The 22,326-nt window shown below is 64.7% G+C and carries 19 protein-coding genes and 1 other RNA gene; 2 read left to right on the forward strand and 18 right to left on the reverse strand.

What is annotated here, in order from left to right; translation table 11 throughout:
- Positions 1–22 precede the first annotated feature (22 nt).
- From ftsA to VGN93_RS27095, 3 genes are read right to left on the reverse strand one after another with little or no spacing between them, the layout of a single operon-like run.
- Complete coding sequence (gene ftsA / locus VGN93_RS27085) at positions 23–1,354, reverse strand: cell division protein FtsA (protein WP_319317475.1); 1,332 nt, start codon at positions 1,352–1,354, stop codon at positions 23–25.
- Entirely contained in the window at positions 1,351–2,274 is a 924-nt protein-coding gene (locus tag VGN93_RS27090) for a cell division protein FtsQ/DivIB (RefSeq protein ID WP_319317472.1), read from the reverse strand. Before VGN93_RS27090 ends, ftsA begins: the two co-directional genes overlap by 4 nt.
- On the reverse strand, positions 2,262–3,188 hold the full coding sequence (locus VGN93_RS27095) for a D-alanine--D-alanine ligase (RefSeq protein ID WP_319317469.1): 927 nt from the start codon (positions 3,186–3,188) through the stop codon (positions 2,262–2,264). The genes VGN93_RS27090 and VGN93_RS27095 overlap by 13 nt, the downstream gene beginning before the upstream one ends.
- Positions 3,189–3,619: 431 nt before the next feature.
- Between VGN93_RS27095 and VGN93_RS27100 the strand changes: the two genes are divergently transcribed.
- On the forward strand, positions 3,620–4,924 hold the full coding sequence (locus VGN93_RS27100) for an MFS transporter (RefSeq protein ID WP_327510080.1): 1,305 nt from the start codon (positions 3,620–3,622) through the stop codon (positions 4,922–4,924).
- Between the two features lie 58 nt (positions 4,925–4,982).
- Here the strand turns inward: VGN93_RS27100 and aqpZ are convergent, their stop codons facing one another.
- The gene (gene aqpZ, locus VGN93_RS27105) at positions 4,983–5,669 is read right to left on the reverse strand and encodes an aquaporin Z (RefSeq protein ID WP_319317463.1); all 687 of its coding nucleotides are present in this window, start codon (positions 5,667–5,669) and stop codon (positions 4,983–4,985) included.
- Here aqpZ and VGN93_RS27110 point away from each other — a divergent pair.
- Entirely contained in the window at positions 5,662–5,934 is a 273-nt protein-coding gene (locus VGN93_RS27110; protein WP_327510081.1) for a hypothetical protein, read from the forward strand. The genes aqpZ and VGN93_RS27110 overlap by 8 nt on opposite strands.
- A gap of 63 nt (positions 5,935–5,997) precedes the next feature.
- Here the strand turns inward: VGN93_RS27110 and murB are convergent, their stop codons facing one another.
- The 14 genes from murB to VGN93_RS27180 all read right to left on the reverse strand — a co-directional run bounded on the left by murB (position 5,998) and on the right by VGN93_RS27180 (position 22,298).
- Entirely contained in the window at positions 5,998–6,972 is a 975-nt protein-coding gene (murB, locus tag VGN93_RS27115) for a UDP-N-acetylmuramate dehydrogenase (protein ID WP_327510082.1), read from the reverse strand.
- A complete protein-coding gene (gene murC, locus VGN93_RS27120) occupies positions 6,969–8,384 on the reverse strand; it encodes a UDP-N-acetylmuramate--L-alanine ligase (protein WP_319317458.1) in 1,416 nt (471 codons plus the stop codon). The genes murB and murC overlap by 4 nt, the downstream gene beginning before the upstream one ends.
- Positions 8,381–9,502, reverse strand: coding sequence for an undecaprenyldiphospho-muramoylpentapeptide beta-N-acetylglucosaminyltransferase (murG, locus tag VGN93_RS27125; protein WP_327510083.1), 1,122 nt, complete (start codon positions 9,500–9,502; stop codon positions 8,381–8,383). Before murG ends, murC begins: the two co-directional genes overlap by 4 nt.
- Before the next feature lie 178 nt (positions 9,503–9,680).
- Positions 9,681–10,835 (reverse strand): putative lipid II flippase FtsW, encoded by a 1,155-nt coding sequence (gene ftsW / locus VGN93_RS27130; protein WP_319317452.1) that lies wholly within the window; start codon positions 10,833–10,835, stop codon positions 9,681–9,683.
- Positions 10,836–11,008: 173 nt separating this feature from the next.
- Complete coding sequence (murD, locus tag VGN93_RS27135) at positions 11,009–12,406, reverse strand: UDP-N-acetylmuramoyl-L-alanine--D-glutamate ligase (RefSeq protein ID WP_327510084.1); 1,398 nt, start codon at positions 12,404–12,406, stop codon at positions 11,009–11,011.
- A 7-nt stretch (positions 12,407–12,413) separates the two neighbouring features.
- Positions 12,414–13,514 carry a phospho-N-acetylmuramoyl-pentapeptide-transferase gene (mraY, locus tag VGN93_RS27140; RefSeq protein ID WP_319317446.1) on the reverse strand — a complete coding sequence of 367 codons (1,101 nt, stop codon included), beginning with the start codon at positions 13,512–13,514 and terminating at the stop codon, positions 12,414–12,416.
- A 167-nt stretch (positions 13,515–13,681) separates the two neighbouring features.
- A complete protein-coding gene (locus VGN93_RS27145; RefSeq protein ID WP_327510085.1) occupies positions 13,682–15,115 on the reverse strand; it encodes a UDP-N-acetylmuramoylalanyl-D-glutamyl-2,6-diaminopimelate--D-alanyl-D-alanine ligase in 1,434 nt (477 codons plus the stop codon).
- Positions 15,112–16,563: a UDP-N-acetylmuramoyl-L-alanyl-D-glutamate--2,6-diaminopimelate ligase gene (locus tag VGN93_RS27150; RefSeq protein ID WP_327510086.1), complete on the reverse strand. Its 1,452-nt coding sequence runs from the start codon at positions 16,561–16,563 to the stop codon at positions 15,112–15,114. Before VGN93_RS27150 ends, VGN93_RS27145 begins: the two co-directional genes overlap by 4 nt.
- 65 nt (positions 16,564–16,628) lie before the next feature.
- Entirely contained in the window at positions 16,629–18,380 is a 1,752-nt protein-coding gene (locus VGN93_RS27155) for a penicillin-binding protein 2 (RefSeq protein ID WP_319317437.1), read from the reverse strand.
- Positions 18,380–18,775: a cell division protein FtsL gene (gene ftsL, locus VGN93_RS27160; protein WP_319317434.1), complete on the reverse strand. Its 396-nt coding sequence runs from the start codon at positions 18,773–18,775 to the stop codon at positions 18,380–18,382. The genes VGN93_RS27155 and ftsL overlap by 1 nt, the downstream gene beginning before the upstream one ends.
- A gap of 3 nt (positions 18,776–18,778) precedes the next feature.
- Entirely contained in the window at positions 18,779–19,804 is a 1,026-nt protein-coding gene (gene rsmH / locus VGN93_RS27165) for a 16S rRNA (cytosine(1402)-N(4))-methyltransferase RsmH (protein ID WP_327510087.1), read from the reverse strand.
- A 14-nt stretch (positions 19,805–19,818) separates the two neighbouring features.
- Complete coding sequence (gene mraZ / locus VGN93_RS27170; protein ID WP_327510088.1) at positions 19,819–20,259, reverse strand: division/cell wall cluster transcriptional repressor MraZ; 441 nt, start codon at positions 20,257–20,259, stop codon at positions 19,819–19,821.
- Positions 20,260–20,679: 420 nt separating this feature from the next.
- Positions 20,680–21,075, reverse strand: an RNA gene (rnpB, locus tag VGN93_RS27175) — RNase P RNA component class A.
- Between the two features lie 41 nt (positions 21,076–21,116).
- Positions 21,117–22,298, reverse strand: a complete 1,182-nt coding sequence (locus tag VGN93_RS27180; protein WP_327510089.1) for an NAD(P)/FAD-dependent oxidoreductase — start codon at positions 22,296–22,298, stop codon at positions 21,117–21,119.
- Positions 22,299–22,326: the final 28 nt, after the last annotated feature.

Here is a 22,326-nt window from a genome sequence, read left to right on the forward strand (position 1 = left end):
CACTACGCCGCCGGGAAACCCGTCAGAAACTTTCCTTCAGCCACTGGCCCATGCGGGCGATACGGCCGTTGCCACCCGTGAGCTGCGAGAGCATGCCGCCCTGCACAGCGTGTTCTTCCAGTTCCGCCACCTGCGGATAGATCATCAGGCCGACCGCCGTCGAAAAGGCCGGGCCCTTCGCCGCCGTCGGCAGGCCGGAGACGCCGAGCGGGCGGCCGATGCGAACGTTGCGGGCGAGGATGCGGCGGGCCACTTCCGGCAGGCCGGTGAGCTGGCTGCCGCCGCCCGTCAGCACGATGCGTTTTCCGACGATCGGCGAGAAGCCGGAGCGCTGGATGCGGTCGCGGATCAGCTCGATGGTCTCTTCGATGCGTGCCCTGACAATGCGGGAAAGCAGCGCGCGCGGCACATGGGTCGGCTGGTCGCGGTCGTCGTCGCCGATCGACGGGACGGTGACGATATCGCGGTCGTCGCTGGCATTCGGCAGCGCCGAGCCATGCACGACCTTCAGGCGTTCGGCATCCTCGATGCGGGTCGAAAGACCGCGCGCAAGGTCCGTGGTGACGTGGTGGCCGCCGAGCGAGACCGCATCGGAATGCACCAGTTTTCCTTCGGCGAACACCGAGATCGTCGTCGTGCCGCCACCCATGTCGATGCAGGCGCAGCCGAGTTCGACTTCGTCGTCGACCAGCGCCGAGAGGCCGCTCGCATAGGGCGTCGCAACCATGCCCTCGACGGAGAGATGCGCGCGGTTGATGCAGAGTTCGAGGTTCTTCAGCGCGGCGCGTTCGGCGGTCAGCACATGCATGTCGACGCCGAGCACGTCGCCGAACATCGAGAGCGGATCGCGGATGCCACGTTCGCCGTCCAGCGAAAAGCCGGTCGGCAGCGAGTGCAGGATGGCGCGGTCCAGGCGCAGCGACTGCTGGCCGGCGACCGCGAGCACCTTGCGCAGGTCGTTCGCATCGACTTCCTGGCCGCCGAGATCGATGGTGGCGGTGTAGACGTCGCTCTGCAGGCGGCCTGCCGAGACGTTGACGATCAGGCTCTCGATGGTGAGGCCGGCCATGCGCTCGGCCGCATCGACGGCGAGCCGCACGACGCTTTCCACCGCATCGAGATCGGTGATGACGCCGTTCTTCACGCCGCGCGATTTCTGGTGGCCGATGCCGATGACTTCGACATTGTGCGTGCGGCCGGGCAGGATTTCGCTCTCGGCGCGCGGCGTCAGCCGGCCGATCATGCAGACGACCTTGGTGGAGCCGATGTCGAGGACCGAAACGACATGCGCCCGCTTGGAGGAAAGCGGCTTCAGGCGCGGCAGGCCAAAATGGGACGAACCGAAAATGCTCATGTGCGCTTCGCTGCCTTCTTCAGGTCCTTTGCCCTCTGCTCGACCGCCGCATTGCGACGTTCCAGCGCCCCTTCCGTCAGACGCACCGTCGTGCGGTCTTCCAACCGCAGATCGACGGCCGCGATATCCCGCTCCAAGAGCCCCTGCTCCGCTTCCAGCGTAGCCAGCACGTCCATGGCCCGCGGCACGTTGTGCTCCGGCAGTTTCACGACGATGCCGTTGTCGAGGCGCAGATCCCAGCGGCGACCGGCAACCCGGATATAGGCTTTCACCCGCGCCTTGATTTCCGGCCAGCTGTCGAACTCGTCCGCAAAAGCAGCCGCCGCCGTCTCGGCATCGCGGCCGACGAAGAGTGGCAGGGTCGAAAACTTGTTGTCGCGCAGCGGCGCAATCACGCTGCCGTTCTTCTCGATCAGCGAGAGATCGGTGCCGTGCTGCCAGATGGCGAAGGCGTCCCGCTCGTTGAGCGCGATCTCGATGGTGCCCGGATAGACCTTGCGGACCGAGGCGTCCTCGACCCAGGGCAATTCGATCAGCTGCTTGCGCGCTTCGTTGACGTCGAGCGCGACCAGCGAGGTCGTGCCGTCGAGGCCGAGGCGCTCCAGGATGTCGATTTCCGAGGTCTCGTTGTTGCCGGAAACCTTGACGTCCTCGATGGCAAAGCCGATCGCGGTCGTCGACGCCTGCGCGACGTTCTGCGAATGACCGCCGAGCGACATGCCGTAGAGGCCGGTGGCGCCAAGAAGGAGCACGGTCGCAACGCTGCCGGTATGGCGCGGAATGTGGATGCGGCCGGCCGCAAGGCTGATGAGGAACCGGACGATCCGGCGCAGCGGGCGCGGCAGCACGCGACCAGTTTCCGTCTCCGGAAGTCCGGCGGGGCGCACCCTGCTCTTATGCTTGACGCTCAACGCAAACACGACGCGTCCTCCACCATCCACCGCAAGAATTCACCAAAGGAATGGCCGGCATGAACGGCCATTTCGGGCACCAGGGAGGTAGGGGTCATGCCGGGCTGGGTGTTGATCTCCAGCCATACAAGCTCGCCATTCTCGGAGAATCGATCGTCGTAGCGGAAGTCTGAACGGCTGACGCCACGGCACCCGATCGCTTGATGCGCCTTGAGGGAGAGTGTTTGTACTTTTTGGTAAATATTCGGTGAAATTTGTGCCGGGATGACGTGTTTCGAGCCGCCTTTCACATATTTGGAATCATAGTCATAGAAGGCGTGGCCCTGCGGCACCACTTCGGTCACGCCAAGCGCCACGTCGCCCATGACGCCGCAGGTGAGTTCGCGGCCATAGATGTAGCGCTCGACCATGACGCTGTCACCGTAACCCCATTCCGAGGACGTGATGATCTGCGGCGGATGCGACTGATCTTCCTTGACCATGACGACGCCGAAGGACGAACCCTCGCGCACGGGCTTCACCACATAGGGCGGCTTCATCGGGTGTGCCGAGGTGAAATCGAAGCGGTTCATCAGCCGCTGTTCGGCGATCGGAATGCCGGCCGCCTTGGCGATGATCTTCGCCTGCCCCTTGTCCATGGCAAGCGCGGACGCGAGCACACCGGAATGGGTATAGGGAATTTGCAGAAATTCGAGGATGCCCTGGATCGTGCCGTCCTCGCCGAAGGGACCGTGCAGCGCATTGAAGGCGACGTCCGGCTTCAACGCGCCGAGCACGCTTGCAATGTCGTGGCCGACATCGACGCGGGTCACCTGAAGGCCCTCGGCCTCAAGCGCGTCGGCGCAGGCGTTGCCCGACGAAAGGCTCACCGGCCGTTCCGACGAAAAACCACCCATCAGCATCGCGACATGCTTCACGCTCATAGAACCCCCAACTTAAGTTCCAACACTGCCTCTCGTCGCTTGTGCGGACCTGATTTGCGTCTGCGATCCGACTCGGCCAGCGAGATGGGATCACTAGAGCGTCATTAAGGTTAATGAAGCGTTTACTTTCGTTAACTTGGCGCGGGACGAAGAGAATTTTTCCTCGCACCGAATCAAGCCACGCCTCGATTCTCTCTCTGGAATCAGAGAGTTGAAGCGTGTGCAAGAGGATGGCCGAAACCGGGACGCGAGAACGGGCGGTAAACGCCCCCGCGAAGCCTTGGTAAACGTGACGGCTGCCGGTGCGCACGAAAAGTGCGATTTTCCGGTCTTTCGGGCACATTTATTGTTTCATCGACCAAGCGGTTGGCGTATGAGCCCGCTGCTGCCTCCCAAGACGGCAAAGAAAAACATCAAAAAAGGCACCCACGATGAGTGAAACACTCGCTTCCGGGTCGCCGACCGCGACGCATGCCAACCGCGCCGGGCTTAACTCCCCGGCGCGCGTTCTCTTTGCAAGCCTGGTCGGAACGACCATCGAATTCTTCGATTTCTACGTCTACGCCACGGCCGCCGTGCTGGTCTTCCCGACGCTGTTCTTCCCGAACAACGATCCGACGACGGCACTGCTCGCGTCCTTCGCGACCTTCTCCATCGCCTTCTTCGCGCGCCCCCTCGGCGCCATCGTCTTCGGTCACTACGGCGACCGTGTCGGCCGCAAGACGACGCTTGTCGCGGCCCTTCTGACCATGGGCGTCTCGACCGTGATCATCGGCCTGCTGCCCTCCTACGAGACGATCGGCGTGATGGCGCCCCTGCTGCTGGCACTTTGCCGCTTCGGCCAGGGTTTCGGGCTTGGCGGCGAATGGGGCGGCGCGGTGCTGCTCGCGACCGAAAACGCCCCGCCGGGAAAACGCAGCTGGTACGGCATGTTCCCGCAGCTCGGCGCGCCGGTCGGCCTGTTCCTGTCCTCCGGCGTCTTCTGGCTGCTGCTGCATGTCATGTCGCAGGAATCGCTGCTCGCCTGGGGCTGGCGCGTGCCCTTCATCGCCTCGATCGTGCTGATCGCGGTCGGCCTCTGGGTGCGCCTGTCGATCACCGAGACGCCGGCCTTCCAGAAGGCCATCGACAAACACGAACGCGTCGACGTGCCGGTCGTGGAGCTCTTCCGCAACCACAAGCGCAGCCTCGTGCTCGGCACCTTCGTGGCGCTGGCGACCTTCGTGCTGTTCTATATCGGCTCGGCCTACCTGCTGTCCTACAACATCAAGGTGCTCGGCATCCCCTTCGTCGAGGCGCTCGAAGTCCAGCTCCTCGGTTCGGTGCTGTTCGGCATCTTCATCCCGATCGCCGGCAAGCTGGCGGAGCGATTCGGCCGCCGCGAAGTGCTGATCGCCACCACGGTCATGATCGGGATCTTCTCGTTCTTCCTGCCCGGCCTGATGACGAGCGGCGAAACGGCGATCTTCGTCTTCGTGATCGTCGCCATGGCGCTGATGGGCATGACCTACGGGCTGATCGGCACCGCGCTTGCAGCCCCCTTCCCCACGAAGGTGCGCTACACCGGCTCCTCGATCACCTTCAACTTCGCCGGCATTTTCGGCGCGTCGCTCGCCCCATACATCGCGACGTGGCTGCAGGCGAATTACGGCATGACCTATGTCGGCTACTATCTCGGCATCGCGGCGGTCATCACGCTCGCCTGCATCCTGCTTTCGGGCAAGGAAGAGGTCTGAGCCTTCAACGACCGAAAACCCGCCGCGGCAACGCGGCGGGTCTTTTTTTGCCCTGCGATCAGTCGTCTTCGCCGACGATCTTCCAGGCGACGGCGCCGATCACCGCCCCGACGATCGGGGCAAGCCAGAACAGCCAGAGCTGCGACAGCGCCGCCGTCTCGGCAAAGAGCGCCACGCCCGTGGAACGCGCCGGGTTGACCGAGGTGTTCGTCACTGGGATCGACACGAGATGGATCAGCGTCAGGCCGAGGCCGATGGCGATGGGGGCGAAACCAACCGGCGCGCGGCCATGCGTCGAGCCGAGGATGATGATGAGGAAGAACGCCGTCAACACCACTTCGGCAATGAGCGCCGCCGTCAGCGAATAGCCGCCCGGCGACAGCTCGCCGTAACCGTTCGAGGCAAAACCGCCCGCCTGAAAACCGGCCTTGCCGGAAGCGATCAGGTAGAGCACGCCCGCAGCCACGACCGCGCCGACGACCTGCGCCACGATATAGGGCACGAGGCTTGCCGCCGGGAACTTGCCGGCAACCGCCAGGCCCACCGAAACGGCAGGGTTGAAGTGCCCGCCGGAAATGCCGCCGACCGTATAGGCCATGGTCAGCACGGTCAGGCCGAAGGCGAAGGAGACGCCGACAAAGCCGATCCCGACATCCGGGAAGGCGGCGGCAAGCACGGCACTGCCGCAACCGCCGAAGACAAGCCAGAACGTACCGAGAAATTCGGCAGAAAGTTTCTTGAACATGAAAGCTCCCCCTAGTGCGAACGCCGCCGGAGCGGCGCCGAACCGCGCAACCACTGCGCGATCTGCCATGTTTTCACCAAACTTGACTGAACGGAAGCTGAATGAAAAGGGAATTTTTGTTCGCTCAATCGTTTTCGCCGACAACCTCCAGACCACGGCGCCGATGACGACAGGTGCCGATGAATTCGGCGGAGAGTTTTTGAACAAGAGAGCCCCCATCGACCCTGCGCAAGCAGGGCGCGTCGCGCACCGGACACTTGCCTGATGGGGAAGAGGGAGTGGCGCGACGTCAGAAAACGCCCGCGAAGCCCCGCAAGGGTACGACGTATCAGGCCGTTGCGCGGCCCAGGAATTCTTTCACATCATAGCCCGGCATGAACCTGCCGAGGCGCTTGATTTCCCATTGCAGCAGGATGCCGGAATGTTCCAGCACGCGGCTGCGCACGGTCTCGCCGAGATATTCGAGCTCGTAGCCCGTCGCCTGCCCGGTGTTGATCATGAAGTTGCAATGCATCGGCGACATCTGCGCGCCGCCGATCATCATACCGCGGCAGCCTGCCTCGTCGATCAGCTTCCAGGCGGAATGGCCTTCCGGGTTCTTGAAGGTCGAGCCGCCGGTCTTTTCGCGGATCGGCTGCACCGTCTCGCGGTGCTGGCGCACGGCATCCATTTTTGCGCGGATCTCGGTCTTGTCGCCCGCCTGCCCCTGGAACACCGCATGGGTGAAGATCAGGTCGGGGGACGCTGCGGACTTGCGGTAGGTGTAGCCCATGTCCGCATTGCTCAGCACATGCTGCTTGCCCTTGCGGTCGACGGCATGCACCTCGACGACGACATCCTTCGTCTCGCCGCCGTTGGCACCGGCATTCATGCGCAGTGCACCGCCGATCGCGCCGGGAATGCCGTAATAGAATTCGAAGCCGGCAATGCCGTGGTCGAGCGCCATGGCGGCAAGGTTCTTGTCCGGGCAGATGCAGCCCGCCTTGATTCGGTTCTCGCCGGCAAGCTCGACATCGCCGAAGCCCTTGGCCGAGAGCCGGATGACGACGCCCGGAATGCCGCCGTCGCGCACCAGCAGGTTCGAGCCGACGCCGACGATGGTGAGCGGCACCTCTTCCGGCACGATTTTGAGGAAGGTGACGAGATCGTCGACGTCATGCGGATGGAACATCAGCTCGGCAAGGCCGCCGGCGCGGAACCACGTCACGCGGTCCATCGGTGCATCCGGCGTCAGGCGGCCGCGGACTTGCCCGATCCCCTCGCCCAGCGACGCCAGTAGTTTTGCACCATCCACCTGCTTCATGCCACCTGCCCCGAAATGTCTGCCAGTTCCTTCGGCAGCGCCTGCGCCCAATATGTAATGCTGCCAGCCCCCAAGAGAACCACAAAGTCGCCAGGCTTTGCAATGGTAGCGACGATCGGCGCCAATGCTTCCGGCGATTGCAGGAAGCGCGCATCGCGATGGCCGCCGGATTTGATGCGCGAAACCAGCTCTTCCGCGCTCACACCCTCGATCGGATCCTCGCCCGCCGCATAGACCGGCGCGATCATCACGGTGTCGGCATCGTTGAAGCAGCCGGCGAATTCCTCGAACAGGCTCGCCACGCGGCTATAGCGGTGCGGCTGGTGGATCGCGATGATTCGGCCAGCGCAGGCCTCGCGCGCGGCGCGCAGCACCGCCTTGATCTCGACGGGGTGGTGGCCGTAATCGTCATAGACGCTGACGCCGTTCCAGGTGCCGGTCAGCGTGAAGCGACGCTTGACGCCGCCGAAACTCGCCAAGCCCTTCGCGATCGCCTCCGGCGACATGCCGAGACGCTGCGCCACGGCAATCGCCGCCGTCGCATTGGAAACGTTGTGACGGCCGGGCATCGGCAGGCGCAGGTCCTTGAGCGAAATCACCTGCCCCGTGCGGCGGCGGCGGATCTCCACGTCGAAGACCGAGGTCGCGCCGTCCATGCGGATATTGCCGAAGCGCACGTCGGCCTGCGGATTTTCGCCATAGGTAATGACCTTGCGGTCCTCGATGCGGCTGACCATCGCCTGCACTTCCGGATGGTCGAGGCACATGACCCCGAAACCGTAGAACGGCACGTTCTCCACGAACTGGCGGAAGGCTGCGCGCACGGCATCGAAATTGCCGTAATGGTCGAGATGTTCCGGGTCGATATTGGTGACGACGGCGATGTCGGCGGGCAGTTTCAGGAAGGTGCCGTCCGATTCGTCGGCCTCCACGACCATCCACTCGCCCTCGCCCATGCGGGCGTTGGTGCCGTAGGCATTGATGATGCCGCCATTGATGACCGTCGGATCGAGCCCGCCGGCTTCGAGCAACGTCGCGACCATCGAGGTCGTCGTGGTCTTGCCATGCGTGCCGCCGATGGCGATGGCATTGCGGAAGCGCATCAGCTCGGCGAGCATTTCGGCCCGGCGCACGACCGGCAGCAGTTTTTCGCGCGCCGCGACGAGTTCCGGATTGTTCTTGCGGATGGCGGTCGAGACGACGACGACTTCCGCCTCGCCGAGATTTTCCGGCTTGTGGCCGACAAAGACCTCGATACCCTTTTCGCGCAGGCGCTGCACGTTGGCGCTGTCCGCCTGGTCGGAGCCCTGGACCTTGTGGCCGAGATTGTGCAGCACCTCGGCAATGCCGCTCATGCCGATGCCGCCAATGCCGATGAAATGAACGAGCCCTATGCTCTGCGGCATCTTCATGGCCGTTCTCCCTTGAATTGTGCTATCGTCCTGCCGCCCGCAATAGCCTCTACCATCGATGCGAGCAAGCGCGCGGCGTCCGGTTTTCCGGCCTTCCTGGCGCTCTCGGCCATGGCCGTCATGCGGGCCGGATCGTGCATCGCCTTGGAAACGATGCCGGCAAGCCGTTCCGTGGAAAGCTCCGCCTGCGCAATGACCTTAGCCCCACCACCCGAGGCAAGAGCCGCCGCATTCGCCGCCTGATCGTGATCCAGCGCATAGGGATAGGGCACGAGCACGGCCGGCCGGCCGATGACCGAGACTTCCGAAACCGTCGACGCGCCCGAGCGGCTGATGATGAGATGCGCCCGCCCGATGCGCGCCGCCATGTCGTTGAAGAAGGGCGAGACATCGGCCGGAATGCCGAGCTCGGCATAGGTGCGCACCACCTCGTCGCGGTCTTCCGTCCGCGCCTGCTGGGTGATTCTCAACCGTGCGCGGTCGGCGGGTTCCATCGCGGCAATCGCCGAGGGGATGGCCTTGGAGAAGAACTGCGCGCCCTGGCTGCCGCCGAAGACGACGAGACGGAATTCGCCATCCGTCGAGGGCTCGTAGGGAATGGTCGCGGCTTCAAGCACGGCGGGGCGCACCGGGTTGCCCGTCGTCACCGTCTTGTCGGCATATTGACCACCGGTCTCCGGCAAAAAGCCCCCGGCAATCGCCTTGACGCGGTTGGCGAGCGCCTTGTTGGCGCGGCCCATCACGGCGTTCTGCTCGTGGATCATCGAGGGAATGCCCATGCCGGTCGCAGCCAGCAGCGGCGGCACGGTGGGATAACCGCCGAAACCGACGACCACCTTCGGCCTCAGCCGCGCCATCAGTTTTCGCGCGGCACGGATGCCGGTCCACAGCGTGAAGAGCGAGCGGGCGACGCTGATCGGGTTCTTCGAGCCGATCGTCGCGGAGGGCACGACATGGATCTCGTCCGCCGGGAATTCCCCCGCAAAACGCTCCGCGCGGCTGTCCGTCACGAGATGCACCGACCAGCCGCCGGCCTTCAGCTCATGCGCCAGCGCCTCTGCCGGAAAGAGATGGCCGCCGGTGCCCCCGGCGGCGAGAAGAACGATTCCTTTGCTCATCGGCTGCATGCCTCATGCCTTGCGGAGGACATACCCCCCTCTGCCCTGCCGGGCATCTCCCCCTCAAGGGGGGAGATCGAATTGTGGCACCGCTTCGCCTCCAGCCGATCTCCCCCCTTGGGGGGGAGATGCCCGGCGGGGCAGAGGGGGGCGAAACCCGCACGCACCATCGCTGCCGTCACTCCGCTGCCGCGACGATGCCGCCGCGGAAAAGGCTGCGCTCGGAGGCGCGCTTTTCCGGGCGGTGGCGGGTCAGGGCCAGGATGAAGCCGGCCGTCACGCAGATCGCGACCATCGACGACCCGCCGTAGGAGATCAGCGGCAGCGTCATGCCCTTGGCCGGCAGCAGTTCGAGGTTCACGCCGATATTGATCATCGACTGCGTGCCGAGCTGCAGCACGAGGCCGGCGACGGCAAAGCGCGTGAAATCATTGCGCTCCTTGAAGGCATGGTTGAGGCCGCGCATCACCACGAAGGCGAAGATCAGCACGATGACCATGCAGAACAGGATGCCGAACTCTTCCGCCGCGACGGAGAAGATGAAGTCGGTATGGCTGTCCGGGATGATGCGCTTGACGATGCCCTCGCCCGGCCCCTGGCCGAACCAGTCGCCGCGGATGATGGCCTCGCGCGCCGTATCCATCTGGAACGTATCGCCCTCGCCGGTCATGAACTTGTCGATACGGCCCGCCACGTGCGGCAGGAACGTATAGGCCGTCAAAAGCCCGCCGACGGCGGCACCGCCGAGCACGATGATCCACAGCCACGGCATGCCGGCCATGAAGAACATGCCGCCCCAGACGGCGGCCGTCAGGATGGTCTGGCCAAGGTCGGGCTGGGCGACGAGCAGGGCCGCGACGATGCCGAAGAGAATGATGGCGAAGAGATTACCGGGGATTTCCGGCTGGCGGGCATGTTCGGCAAACAGCCAGGCGCAGATGACGACGAAGGCCGGTTTCATGAATTCGGACGGCTGGATGGAGAAGCTGCCGATCGATATCCAGCGCCGCGACCCCTTGACCTCGACGCCGAAGAACAGCGCGAGCACCATGGCCGCCAGCGAAATGACGAGGAGGATCATCGCCGCGCGCCGCACCTGTCGCGGCGACATGAAGGAGATGCCGAACATCACGGCAATCGCCGGCAGCAGGAACACCGCATGGCGCTTGACGAAGTGGAAGCTGTCGAGCCCGAGACGCTCGGCGACCGGCGGGCTTGCCGCAAACGACAGCATGAAACCGAGGCCCATCAAAAGGATGAAGGCCGCGAGGAAGAACCGGTCTATCGTCCAGAACCAGTCCGCCAATGCACCACGTTCGGCACGACTAACCATTATCAAGTTCCTTCGCTGAGCGGTTCCGGATCTGCGGCCTTATGCTCCTCCCCTCCGTCATCCTCGGGCTTGACCCGAGGATCCACGCGGCACGCGCAGCGTCAATGGATCCTCGGGTCAAGCCCGAGGATGACGGCGGAGAGAGGAGCAAGGCTGAAAACCCCGATACCATCCTAAACCTCGACCAACATGGACACGCCCGGCAGCGCCGCGACATGTTTCACGAAGGCATCGCCTCTGACTTCAAAGTTCTTGTACTGGTCGAAGCTTGCGCAAGCCGGGGATAGAAGAACGGCGACGGGGCCGCTCCCGTCCCGCCCAGCATCCGCCGCCGCGTCCTCGACGGCCCGCTCCAGCGTGCCGGACATCTCGAACGGCACCGCCTCGCCGAGCGTCGCCGCAAAGGCGGGCGCCGCCTCGCCGATCAGATAGGCCTTGGCGATCTTCGGGAAGAAGTCGCCGAGCGTGGAAATGCCGCCCTCTTTCGCAACACCACCGGCGATCCAGTAGATGCGCTCGAAGCTCGACAGCGCCGGAGCCGCGGCATCGGCATTGGTGGCCTTGGAATCGTTGACGAACAGCGTGTCGCCCTTGTGCCCGACCGGCTGCATGCGATGCTTCAGGCCCGGGAAGGAGGCAAGCCCGGCGCGGATCTCGTCCTCGCCGACACCAACCGCAAGGCAGGCGCCGACGGCAGCCGCAGCGTTCTGGGCATTGTGGGCGCCGCGCAGCGTCTGGATCGGCGCGAGGTCGGCGATTTCATGCGTCGCGCCACTCCGGGCGACAACAAGACGGGAACCTTCGGCATAGATGCCATCGGCGAGCACATTGCGCTTGGAGATGCGCACGACCTTCGTGCCGGCCCGCTCGACGCGGTCGGCAATGCGTTCGCAATAGCTGTCGTCGACGCCGACGATCGCCGTCCTGCTGCCGGCGACGAGGCGTTCCTTGACGTCGGCATAATGCTCGATCGAGCCGTGCCGGTCGAGATGATCGGGCGTCACGTTGAGCAGGATGCCGGCGGACGGGTTCAGCGTCGGCGCGAGGTCGATCTGGTAGGACGAGCACTCGACCACGTAGAAGCGGCCGGCCTTCGGCGGATCGAGCGTCAGCACGGCCGTGCCGATATTGCCGCCGAGCTGCGTGTCGCGGCCGCTCGATTTCAGGATATGGGCGATCAGCGCCGTGGTGGTCGACTTGCCGTTCGTGCCGGTGATGGCGATGAAGGGGCAATCCGGCGCATGCGCCCGGCGCTCGCGCACGAAAAGCTCGATATCGCCGATCACCTCGACGCCGGCGGCGCGGGCGAGATCGGCGCTCCAGTGGGGCTTGGGATGGGTCAGCGGCACGCCGGGCGACAGCACCAGCGCGGCGATCTTGCTCCAGTCGAGATTGCGCAGGTCCCCGGTCTTCACGCCGGCAGCAGCGGCATTCTCGACGCTCGCAGTGCTATCGTCCCAGGTGGTGACGTCGGCACCACCGGCGGCGAGCGCCAGCGCCGTCGCAAGGCCGGAGCCGCCGAGCCCGAAGAGCGCGACCGCCTTGTCCTTGAAGGTGGTGACCGGGATCATCGAAGCCTCACCGCAGCTTGAGCGTGGAGAGGCCGACCAGGCCGAGCACGACGGCGATGATCCAGAAGCGCACGACGACCTGGCTTTCCGTCCAGCCCTTCTTCTCGAAATGGTGGTGGATCGGCGCCATGAGGAAGACGCGTTTTCCCGTGAGCTTGAACGAGGCGACCTGGATGATGACCGACAGCGTCTCCATGACGAAGAGGCCGCCGATGATCGCCATGACGATCTCGTGCTTGGTGGCGACGGCCACCGTGCCGATCAGGCCGCCGAGCGCCAGCGACCCGGTATCGCCCATGAAGATGGCGGCGGGCGGCGCGTTGAACCACAGGAAGCCGAGCCCGGCGCCGATGACCGCGCCGAGCACGACGGCCAGTTCCCCCGTGCCGGGCACGAAATGGATCTGCAGGTAGTTCGCGAAGACCGCGTTGCCGGCGAGATAGGCGATGACGCCGAAGGAGGCAGCCGAGATCATCACCGGAACGGTGGCGAGGCCATCCAGGCCGTCCGTCAGGTTCACCGCATTGCCGGCCGCCACGATGACGAAGCCACCGAACAGCACGAAGAAGATGCCGAGATTGACCATGAAATCCTTGGCGAAGGGAAAGGCGAGCGAGGAGCCGAAGGTCGACCCCGCCGGTCCCGTCGCGAGCGAGGCGCGCATCATGAAATAGGTGGCGGCACCCGCGATGATGAATTCCAGGGCGAGGCGCGCCTTGCCGGAAAAGCCCTTGTCGGTCTGCTTGGTGACCTTCAGGTAGTCGTCGTAGAAGCCGATGGCGCCGAAGCCCAGCGTCACGAGCAGCGTCGCGACCACGTAGACGTTGGAGAGATCCGCCCAGAGCAGCGCACTGCCGACGATGCCGGCGAGGATCATCAGGCCGCCCATGGTGGGGGTGCCGGCCTTCTTGAAGTGGGTCTGCGGCCCGTCGGCGCGGATCGGCTGGCCCTTGCCCTGGCGGATGCGCAGCGAGGCGATGATCATCGGCCCGAACAGGAAGACGATGGTGGCCGAGGTGAACAGCGCAGCGCCCGTCCGGAAGGTAATGTAGCGGAACAGGTTGAACACCTGAACGGTGTTCGCGAGCTCGACGAGCCAAAGCAGCATTGTCACCCTTTCCCCAAAAGGTTCCCCGAATCATCCCGGCGTGACCGGCCGAGATGGGAAAATCACATAAAAAGCGAGGTCCGGCGGGCTTTTTGTCTGACGCAATTCCGGACGCAAAACCGCTTTCGCACTTTTGCTGGAATTGCTTTAAGCCCGGCCGAACCCCCTCAACTCTCGCGTCCCCTCTCGGAGAACGCCGGATATTTGTCAAGCAGGGCCGCCACGATGCGGCTGAATCCCGTGCCCTTCGACGACTTGACGACCAGCACGTCGCCCGCCCGCACTGCGCCGAGCGCGAAAGCGGCAAGGTCGTCGGCGGTGTCGCGATATTCCCTCTGCACGCCCTCCGGCAGCGCATCCCTCAGCGCCGCCATGTCGGGGCCGGCAAGCCAGACGTCGCCGATGCCGGCTTCGACCAGCGGTTCGGCAAGGCCGGCGTGAACAGAGGGCGAGTGCTCGCCCATTTCCAGCATATCGCCGAGCACGGCGATGCGCCGGCCGCCCTCATGCGGCTCGGCATCGCGTAAGAGCGCGATTGCGGCGCGCATCGAGGCCGGGTTGGCATTGTAGCTTTCGTCGATCAGCGTGAACCAGCCGCCATCCGTGGCAAGCTGGTAGCGGCGCCCACGGCCCTTTTCGGCCTGCATGGTGGCAAGGCCCGCCATCGCCTTCTCGATATCGCCGCCGGTCAGGTGAACGGCGCCGAGCACGGCCACGGCGTTTTCCGCGATGTGGCGGCCGGGCGCACCCATCGGCACTTCCAGCGTCTGCCCGCCGATCGCCGCGCGAAGCAGACCACCCTCAGCACTCGGCATGAAATCGAGCAGGCGGAACTCCGCCTTCGGATCGGCGCCGAAACTGTGGATATGCGCAACGCCGGCTGCCTTCGCCGCCTTTTCGAGGAAAGCAAACTGCTCGTTGTCGCGGTTGAGGATGGCATGGCCGCCCGGCACGACGCCTTCGAAGATTTCGGCCTTGGCGGCGGCGATCTCTTCCAAGTCACGGAAATTGCCGAGATGGGCCGGCGCGATCGTCGTGATCATCGCCACATGCGGGCGCACCATGGCGACCAGCGGGCGGATCTCGCCCACATGGTTCATGCCGATTTCGAAAATGCCGAAATCCGTGGTTTCCGGCATCCGGGCGAGCGTCAGCGGCACGCCCCAGTGATTGTTGAAGGAGGCGACGGAAGCGTGCACGCTGCCGGAGGGCGCGAGCGCCTGGCGCAGCATCTCCTTGCTGGTCGTCTTGCCGACCGAGCCGGTGACGGCGATGATCCGGGCCGCCGTGCGATCGCGCGCCGCGCAACCAAGATTGACCAAAGCCTGGAGCACGTCCGGCACCACGATCATCGGCGTCACGAGCCGGCCGAGCGCCGGCAGTTTGCCCTCGCTGACGACGAGCAGTGCGGCGCCATTGGCGACGGCGAAGCTTGCAAAATCATGGCCGTCGACGCGGTCGCCCTTGATGGCGAAGAAGGCTTCGCCGGGGCCGATCGCGCGGCTGTCGATGGAAATGCCGGTCACGCCCTGCGGCAGGTTGCCGATGGGACGGCCATGCATGGCCGCAACGAGATCAGCGCTGGTCCAGAGCCATTTCACCGGTCGAGCTCCTCCAGCGCTTTACGCAGTTCGGCATGGTCGGAGAACGGCAGCTTCACCGTGCCGACGGTCTGCCCCTCCTCATGCCCCTTGCCCGCGACGATCAGCGTATCGCCGGAACGCAACATCCGCACGGCGCAGCGGATCGCCTCCGCGCGGTCACCGATCTCGGTGGCGCCCTTGGCGGCTGCCATGATCTCGGCGCGGATGGCGGCCGGCACTTCGGAGCGCGGATTGTCGTCGGTGACGATGACCACGTCGGCAAGGCGCGTGGCGATCTCGCCCATGATCGGCCGCTTGCCCTTGTCCCGGTCGCCGCCGCAACCGAAGACCACGATGACACGGCCCGCCGTGAAGGGGCGAACGGAGGTCAGCACGTTTTCCAGCGCATCCGGCTTGTGGGCGTAATCGACATAGGCGAGCGCGCCGTTCTTGGCGTGGGCGACCAGTTCGAGGCGGCCGACGGCGCCGATGAGCTTTTCGAGGGCTTCCATCGCGACGGGAGCGGAAACACCGGTCGACATGGCGAGGCCCGCCGCGACCAGCGCATTCGCCACCTGGAAATCGCCGGCGAGCGGAATGTGCACTTCATAGATATCGTCGCCGACATGCACCTCGGCGGTCTGCTTGTGGCGGAAATGTTCGACGCGCTTCAGCGCGAGATAGTCGCCCTTGCGGCCGACCGTGCGCACGTCCAGCCCGGCCTTGCGCGCCACGCCGATCGCCTCGGCCGACCATTCGTCGTCGGCATAGATGATGGCGGGAAGACCCTTCGGCAGCAGCGTATCGAACAGCCGCATTTTCGAGGACATGTAGTGCTCGACCGTCGGATGGTAATCCATATGGTCGCGACCGAGATTGGTGAAGGCGGCGGCGGCGAGCTTCACGCCGTCGAGCCGCGCCTGGTCGAGGCCATGGCTGGAGGCTTCCATCGCGGCATGGGTGACGCCGGCATCGGCAAGTTCGGCGAGCAGTTCATGCAGCGACACCGGATCGGGCGTCGTCAACGAGCCGTAATCGTTGCGGCCGGGGGCGACGACACCGGTCGTGCCGATCATCGCGGCCGCGTGGCCGGCATGCGCCCAGATCTGGCGGGTGAAGGAGGCGACGGAGGTCTTTCCCGCCGTGCCGGTGACGGCGACCATGGTTTCCGGCTGGCGGCCATGAAAACGGGCGGCGGCAAGCGCCAGGAAACGGCGCGGCTCGGCAACGGAAATGACCGGAACGGCGGCGTCGATGGAGGCTCCGGACGAAACGACGACGGCGGCGGCACCGCGGGAAACGGCATCGGCAACGAAGGCGCTGCCATCGGCCTTGGTGCCCGAAAGGGCGACGAAGAGGTCGCCCGGCTTCACCTTCCGGCTGTCGCTGGTAATGCCGCTGACGTCTATCGCGGCAGCGGCGGAGAGGTCGTTGGTTTCGGGTCCGGCGAGGTCACTGATCTTCATTGTCTGCTCTGTTGCTTTCCATGGGCCGCCGTTTCGCTTCCGAATCGGCGTCCCGTCTTCTCCATTCAATAAGACACAAGCAAGGCAGACCCGTCCTCACCGAATTTCGGCTTTACACCGAGAAGGGCTGCCGAGCGGCGGATGATCTCGCCCACCATCGGGGCGGCGTTGAGGCCGGCGGTGCGGCCCCCGCCCTCGCCCGTCTGCGGCGCGTCGATGAAGGTCAGGACCACGTATTTCGGGTCGTCGATCGGGAAGGCGGAGAGGAAGGCGTTGAAGTTCTGCGTGTTGGAATAACGCCCGCCGACGACCTTGTTGGCCGTGCCCGTCTTGCCGCCGACATTGAAGCCCGGCACGAGCGCGCGGCGCCCGGAACCGTCATTTGCGTTGAGCTTGAAGAGGTAGCGCATCTTATCGACCGTGTCGGGCTTGACGACGACCTTGGCGACCTCGTTCGCCTCCTCGACCGTGCGCGGCAGGAAGGTCGGGTTGATCAGCATGCCGCCATTCATCAGGGCGGCGGCAGCCACCGCCGTCTGCAGCGGCGTCGTCGAGACACCATGGCCGAAGGAAATGGTGATCGAGTTGATCTTCTTCCATTCGCGCGGCTGCGTCGGGGTTTTCACCTCCGGCAGCTCGGTTTCGAGACGCGTCAGCAGGCCCAGGCGGGTGAGGAATTCCTTGTGCCCGGCAATGCCGATGACATCGGCCATCTTGGCCGTGCCGATGTTGGACGAATACTGGAAGATTTCCGGCACGGTCAGCACCCGGTGCTTGCCGTGAAAGTCCTTGATGGTGAAGCCGCCGATGCGGATGGGCGCGCGCGCGTCAAAACTGTCGGTGATCTTCACCTTGCCCGAATCAAGCGCCATCGCCGTGGTGAAGCTCTTGAAAGTCGAGCCCATCTCGAACGTGCCGTTCGACATGCGGTTCATCCAGCCGTCCTTGGCGCCTTCGGCCGGGTTGTTCGGGTCGTAGTCCGGCACGGAGGCCATGGCGAGGATTTCGCCGGTATGCACGTCCATCACGACGGCGCCGGCGGCCAGCGCCTTGTATTTCTCCATGCCCGTCGCGACGACGTCGCGCACGATGGCCTGGACGCGCAGGTCGATCGAAAGCCGCACCGGCTCCAGCTTGGCGTCGCTCGTCATGCCGATCGCGGCAAGGTCGGCGAGGCCCTGGCTGTCGATGTAGCGCTCCATGCCGGCAATGCCGCGGTTGTCGATGTTGACGTGGCCGACGATGTGCGAGGCGGTGACGCCGCCCGGATAGAAGCGGCGCTTTTCCGGCCGGAAGCCGACGCCGGGAATGCCGAGCGCGAGAATACGGCTCTGCTGCTTGGGCGTCAGCTGGCGCTTCAGCCACTGGAAGCGGGATTTGGAGGTGAGCTTGCGATAGATGCCGCGCCGGTCGAGTTCCGGAAGCACGGTGGCGAGCATTTCGACCGCCTCGTCCGCATCGACGATCTTGTGCGGTTCGGCATAGAGCGAAACGGTGCGGATGTCGGTGGCGAGGATTTCGCCGTTGCGATCGACGATATCGGGGCGCGAGGCCATCAGGTGGTCGGCCGGGCCGATCGAGGAAACGCTCTCCGGCGAGGCCATGCCATATTGCACCAGACGCCCGCCGATGACCGCATAGACCATGCCGAAGCAGCAGATGATGACGGCGACGCGGCTGCGGGCCTGCGACCCCGTGCGCTTGCGCGTGCCTTCGAAGGCCTGGCCGCCATTGCCGCCGGACCGGGTGTTGTTGTTGCCGCCGGCGTTGAAATGCGCCTTGCTCTTGAGGTCCATGATGCGGGAGAGGAACGACATCAGTTGGCCACCGATCCGGTTTGGATTGCGTCCGTGCTCTTCTTCTTGGTCTTCTTGCCGTCCTGGGCGACCTTTTCGTCCTTCGCCGGCTCCAGCGCCGGCAGTTCGGCGGTCGCCATGGGCAATTCGCTCGGCTGGGCGAGCTGGGTCGATTCGGTCGGCACGAGCTTCAGGTCGGTCTCGTAGGCCTTGACCAGGCGGTTGAGGCGGTTCGGCTGGGTGAGCAGCGCCCAGTCGGCCTTCAGCAGGTCGATCGTGTCCTCTTCCAGCTTGATCTCGGCATCGAGCTTGCGCACCTGCTCGAGCTTGTTCTCGGCCTGGTGCTTGATCGAGTAGGTGACGGTTGCTGCTGCGGTCATGACGGCGATCATCACGACATCAAGGGTACGGAACATCACTCAGCTTCCCATCTTCTCAAGGCTGGCAAGGTTGGGCAGGTTGAAAATGGACAGATCATCCGTCCCGGCAGGAGCGCCGGTGCGCTCGCCTGCCCTAAGCTTCGCGGATCTTGCACGCGGATTGACCGCACTCTCCTCGTCGCTGGCGGCCACCATAGGGCGCCCGACTGGTGCGAAGGTTGCGGCTTTATCGTGAACTTCCGGCAAATGACGGGATCCGGCAGCCTTTCCGGCGCGATCCTGGAAGAATTTCTTCACAATGCGGTCTTCCAGCGAGTGAAAGCTGACGACGACGAGCCGCCCGCCCGGCTTCAAGGCACGCTCGGCGGCAAACAGCGCCTCGGCAAGTTCGCCGAGCTCGTCATTGACGAAGACGCGCAGCGCCTGGAAGACGCGCGTCGCCGGATGGATCTTGTCCTTGGCCTTGCGCGGCGTCGTCAGCTCGATGAGGTTGGCAAGCTGGCGCGTCGTGGTGAAGCGCTCCTTCTCGCGCGCCTTCTCGATGGCACGCGCGATGCGACCGGCCTGCTTTTCCTCGCCGAGGAAGCCGAAGATGCGGATGAGATCGGAGACTTTTGCCCGGTTGACGACATCGGCCGCCGAAACGCCCGACGCGGACATGCGCATGTCGAGCGGCCCGTTCTTCTGGAACGAAAAACCGCGCTCGGCCTCGTCGATCTGCATGGAGGAGACGCCGATATCGAGCACGACGCCGTCGAGCCCGCCGGCGGGCGCATGGTCGGCAAGCGCGGAAAAGCGGGAGTGTATAAGGGAAAGCCTGCCGCCGGAGGCTTCGACCAGCGGCTGGCCGCCGGCAATCGCGTTCGGATCGCGATCGAGCCCGATGACGCTGGCGCCCTCTGCAAGAATGGCGGATGTGTAGCCGCCTGCCCCGAACGTGCCGTCGAGAATGACCTGGCCGGGTTTCGGCGCGAGCGCCGCGACGACCTCGGAGAGAAGAACCGGAATGTGACGAACCGGTCCGTCATCGGCATCAGTGAAACCTCCGCCAAGATCCGCCGCCATTCCGATTCTCCGTCTTATCCCGAGCCCAGACCTCGCGTCCTGAACTCTTCCCGGGCCGTCGCCTGCGTCTCTTCGAATGCTTGCGGTGCCCAGAGCTGAAAATGATCCGCCCGACCGACAAAGGTCACGTCCGTGGTGATGCCCGTATAGTCCCGGATGAAATCCGTGACCGGCAGGCGCCCCTCCGAATCGAGCTTCATGAAGACGCCGCCCCCGTGAATGAGGAGCGACATCCGATTGGCTTTCGGCGAAAAAACATCCTCGCTGGCGATCTGGCGCTCCAAACGATCGAGCAAATCCAGCCCACCGACGCTGATGGCCGGAAAGGTGAAATCCTGAAAGCAATACAGCTCCCGGATGTCGCGTTGCGACAGAACGGAACGAAATGCCGAAGGGACGGAAACCCTCCCCTTTGCATCGATCCTGTTTGTCGCATTCGACAGGAATCGGTTCATGACACGCTACAGCCGCTTCCCCTACCGGAACGCTGTGCATCCGCCCCGGCATAACCAACACAACACCACGCGCATGGACCAGCCCGGATGCAACGCGTTCGCGTCGCACCGTCCCCAGCCGGTTAGCCTCAAAGCTTTGCGATGGTCGGACGCTCATGCGTCCTCGTGTAGTGTGAGTTTGGGATACCATGGGACCATATGGGCGTCAATGGGAAGGAACCTCTTTCCCGGTCCTCAGACCGTCAAACGTTTATAAGGCGTTAAGTTTAACAAATGGTTAGAGAACGCCGCCCAAGGCCTTGTATTTACACATTCCGAAACGCCGCGCGCGTGCATTTCAACGCGCGGCAAGTCCTGCGCGAAGCCCAAGGAATTCAGCGCATTAGCGCGTCATGAAAAATCATGAACGAGAGGAGGTTTTTTGCCAGTTGGCCTGTAAGCCGGGTTCTGTATGGCTCCGGCTTTCGCCGGAACGTGGCAGCCATTCATCTGGGACCGGACTTGCGCCCGGCCTCTTGCAACCCACCCGGATGACCGGCCCGGAAACGGGCTGAAACGCTTGCGCGTTTCGCGTCATCCCTATTCGGTTTTGCTCCCGGTGGGGTTTGCCTTGCCAGCCCTGTCGCCAGGGCCGCGGTGGGCTCTTACCCCACCCTTTCACCCTTACCTTCCGGGGAAGGCGGTTTGCTTTCTGTGGCACTTTCCCTGGGGTCGCCCCCGCCGGACGTTATCCGGCACCGTGTTTCCGTGGAGCCCGGACTTTCCTCACCCTGCGGCCTTTCGACCCTTGCAAAGCGCGGCTGCCCGGCCAACTGGCAGGCGCTGACTAGCCCATGCGGAACGGAAAGACCATAGGCTCAGCGGAAATGAACGGCAAAATCCGTCGCATAGTCCGGTTCATCCATTTTTCCGCGAATCACCAGGTCCGCGCCGATGCGGCCGATCTCGTCGGAGCTTTTCGCCGCCGCCCCGTTGCCGCCCGTCAGAAGGGCCACGCGCTCGCCCCCGACGAAGCCGGCATAGGGATAGCCGTGCACCGTGTAGGTGGTGACGCAGGGAACGGAGATCAGCCGCACCGGATCGAGGTCCGGCACGGAGCGCAAAAGCAGCCGCTTGAGATGGGCGATCGCTTCCGGACCACCTTCGCCGCGGAACCAGTCGCGAATCGCCTGCTCCTCCTCGATCTCGACCTCGGTCGGATCGCCGCCGATCTTGAGATAGGAATGGCCGTCGGGATAGACGATCGGCGGCAGGAAGTAGAAATGCTCCGAGGGGACGGTGCTCTCGTCGATCCAGGACGGCATGCCCCGGTAAGCCGCCACCTGTTCGGGCGAAAGCTGCGCCAGCACGACGGTGCGCGCCTTGACGACCAGCGCCGGCACCTTCGGCAGCAATCCCGGTGCACGCGAAAAGCCGCCGGTCGCCACCAGCACGCGCCCGCCCGTCACCACCGCGCCCGACTTCAGCGTCACGGTCGCCCATTCGCCGGCATCGATCACCGAGACCACGTCTTCCGGGATGCAAACGCCGCCCGCCTTTTCGACGCAGACGATCTGCGCGGCGACGAGCTTGCGCGGGTCGACATAACCCGCCCCCTTCGCCTCGAAGACGCCAGCCGAGGTTTCCGGCAGGTCGAACCAGGGGAAACGCGCCCGCAGTTCCGCCCGGTCGAGCAAGGGTGCGTCGAGCCCATGGCGCTTCGCCACCGCCTCGACCGAATTGACGAAATCGCTGCCGGCAGGACCGCTGAGCAGGCAACCGGTCTCGCCGTAGAAGGCGATGCCGCTCTCCGCCTCGATCTCGCGATAGCGCGCGATGGAGCGGTTGGCGAGCAGCGCCCAGTCCGGGTCCTGGTCGATCGTGCGGGTGATGCGGCCGCTGTCGTAATGGCTGGAGAAGACGCCGTCATGGTTCTGCCAGTCGGCCGGTTCGCCCCGGCCGACGAGCGCCACGGAGGCGCCCGTTCTGGACAGGTGCCGCGCTGCCGCAGCCCCCATCATGCCCCTGCCCACGACGACGAAATCGAAATGCCGATCCATGCTTGACCCTCACCTATCTGTCGACGGC

The organism is Shinella sp. (assembly GCF_035998705.1).
Taxonomy (GTDB): Bacteria; Pseudomonadota; Alphaproteobacteria; order Rhizobiales; family Rhizobiaceae; genus Shinella.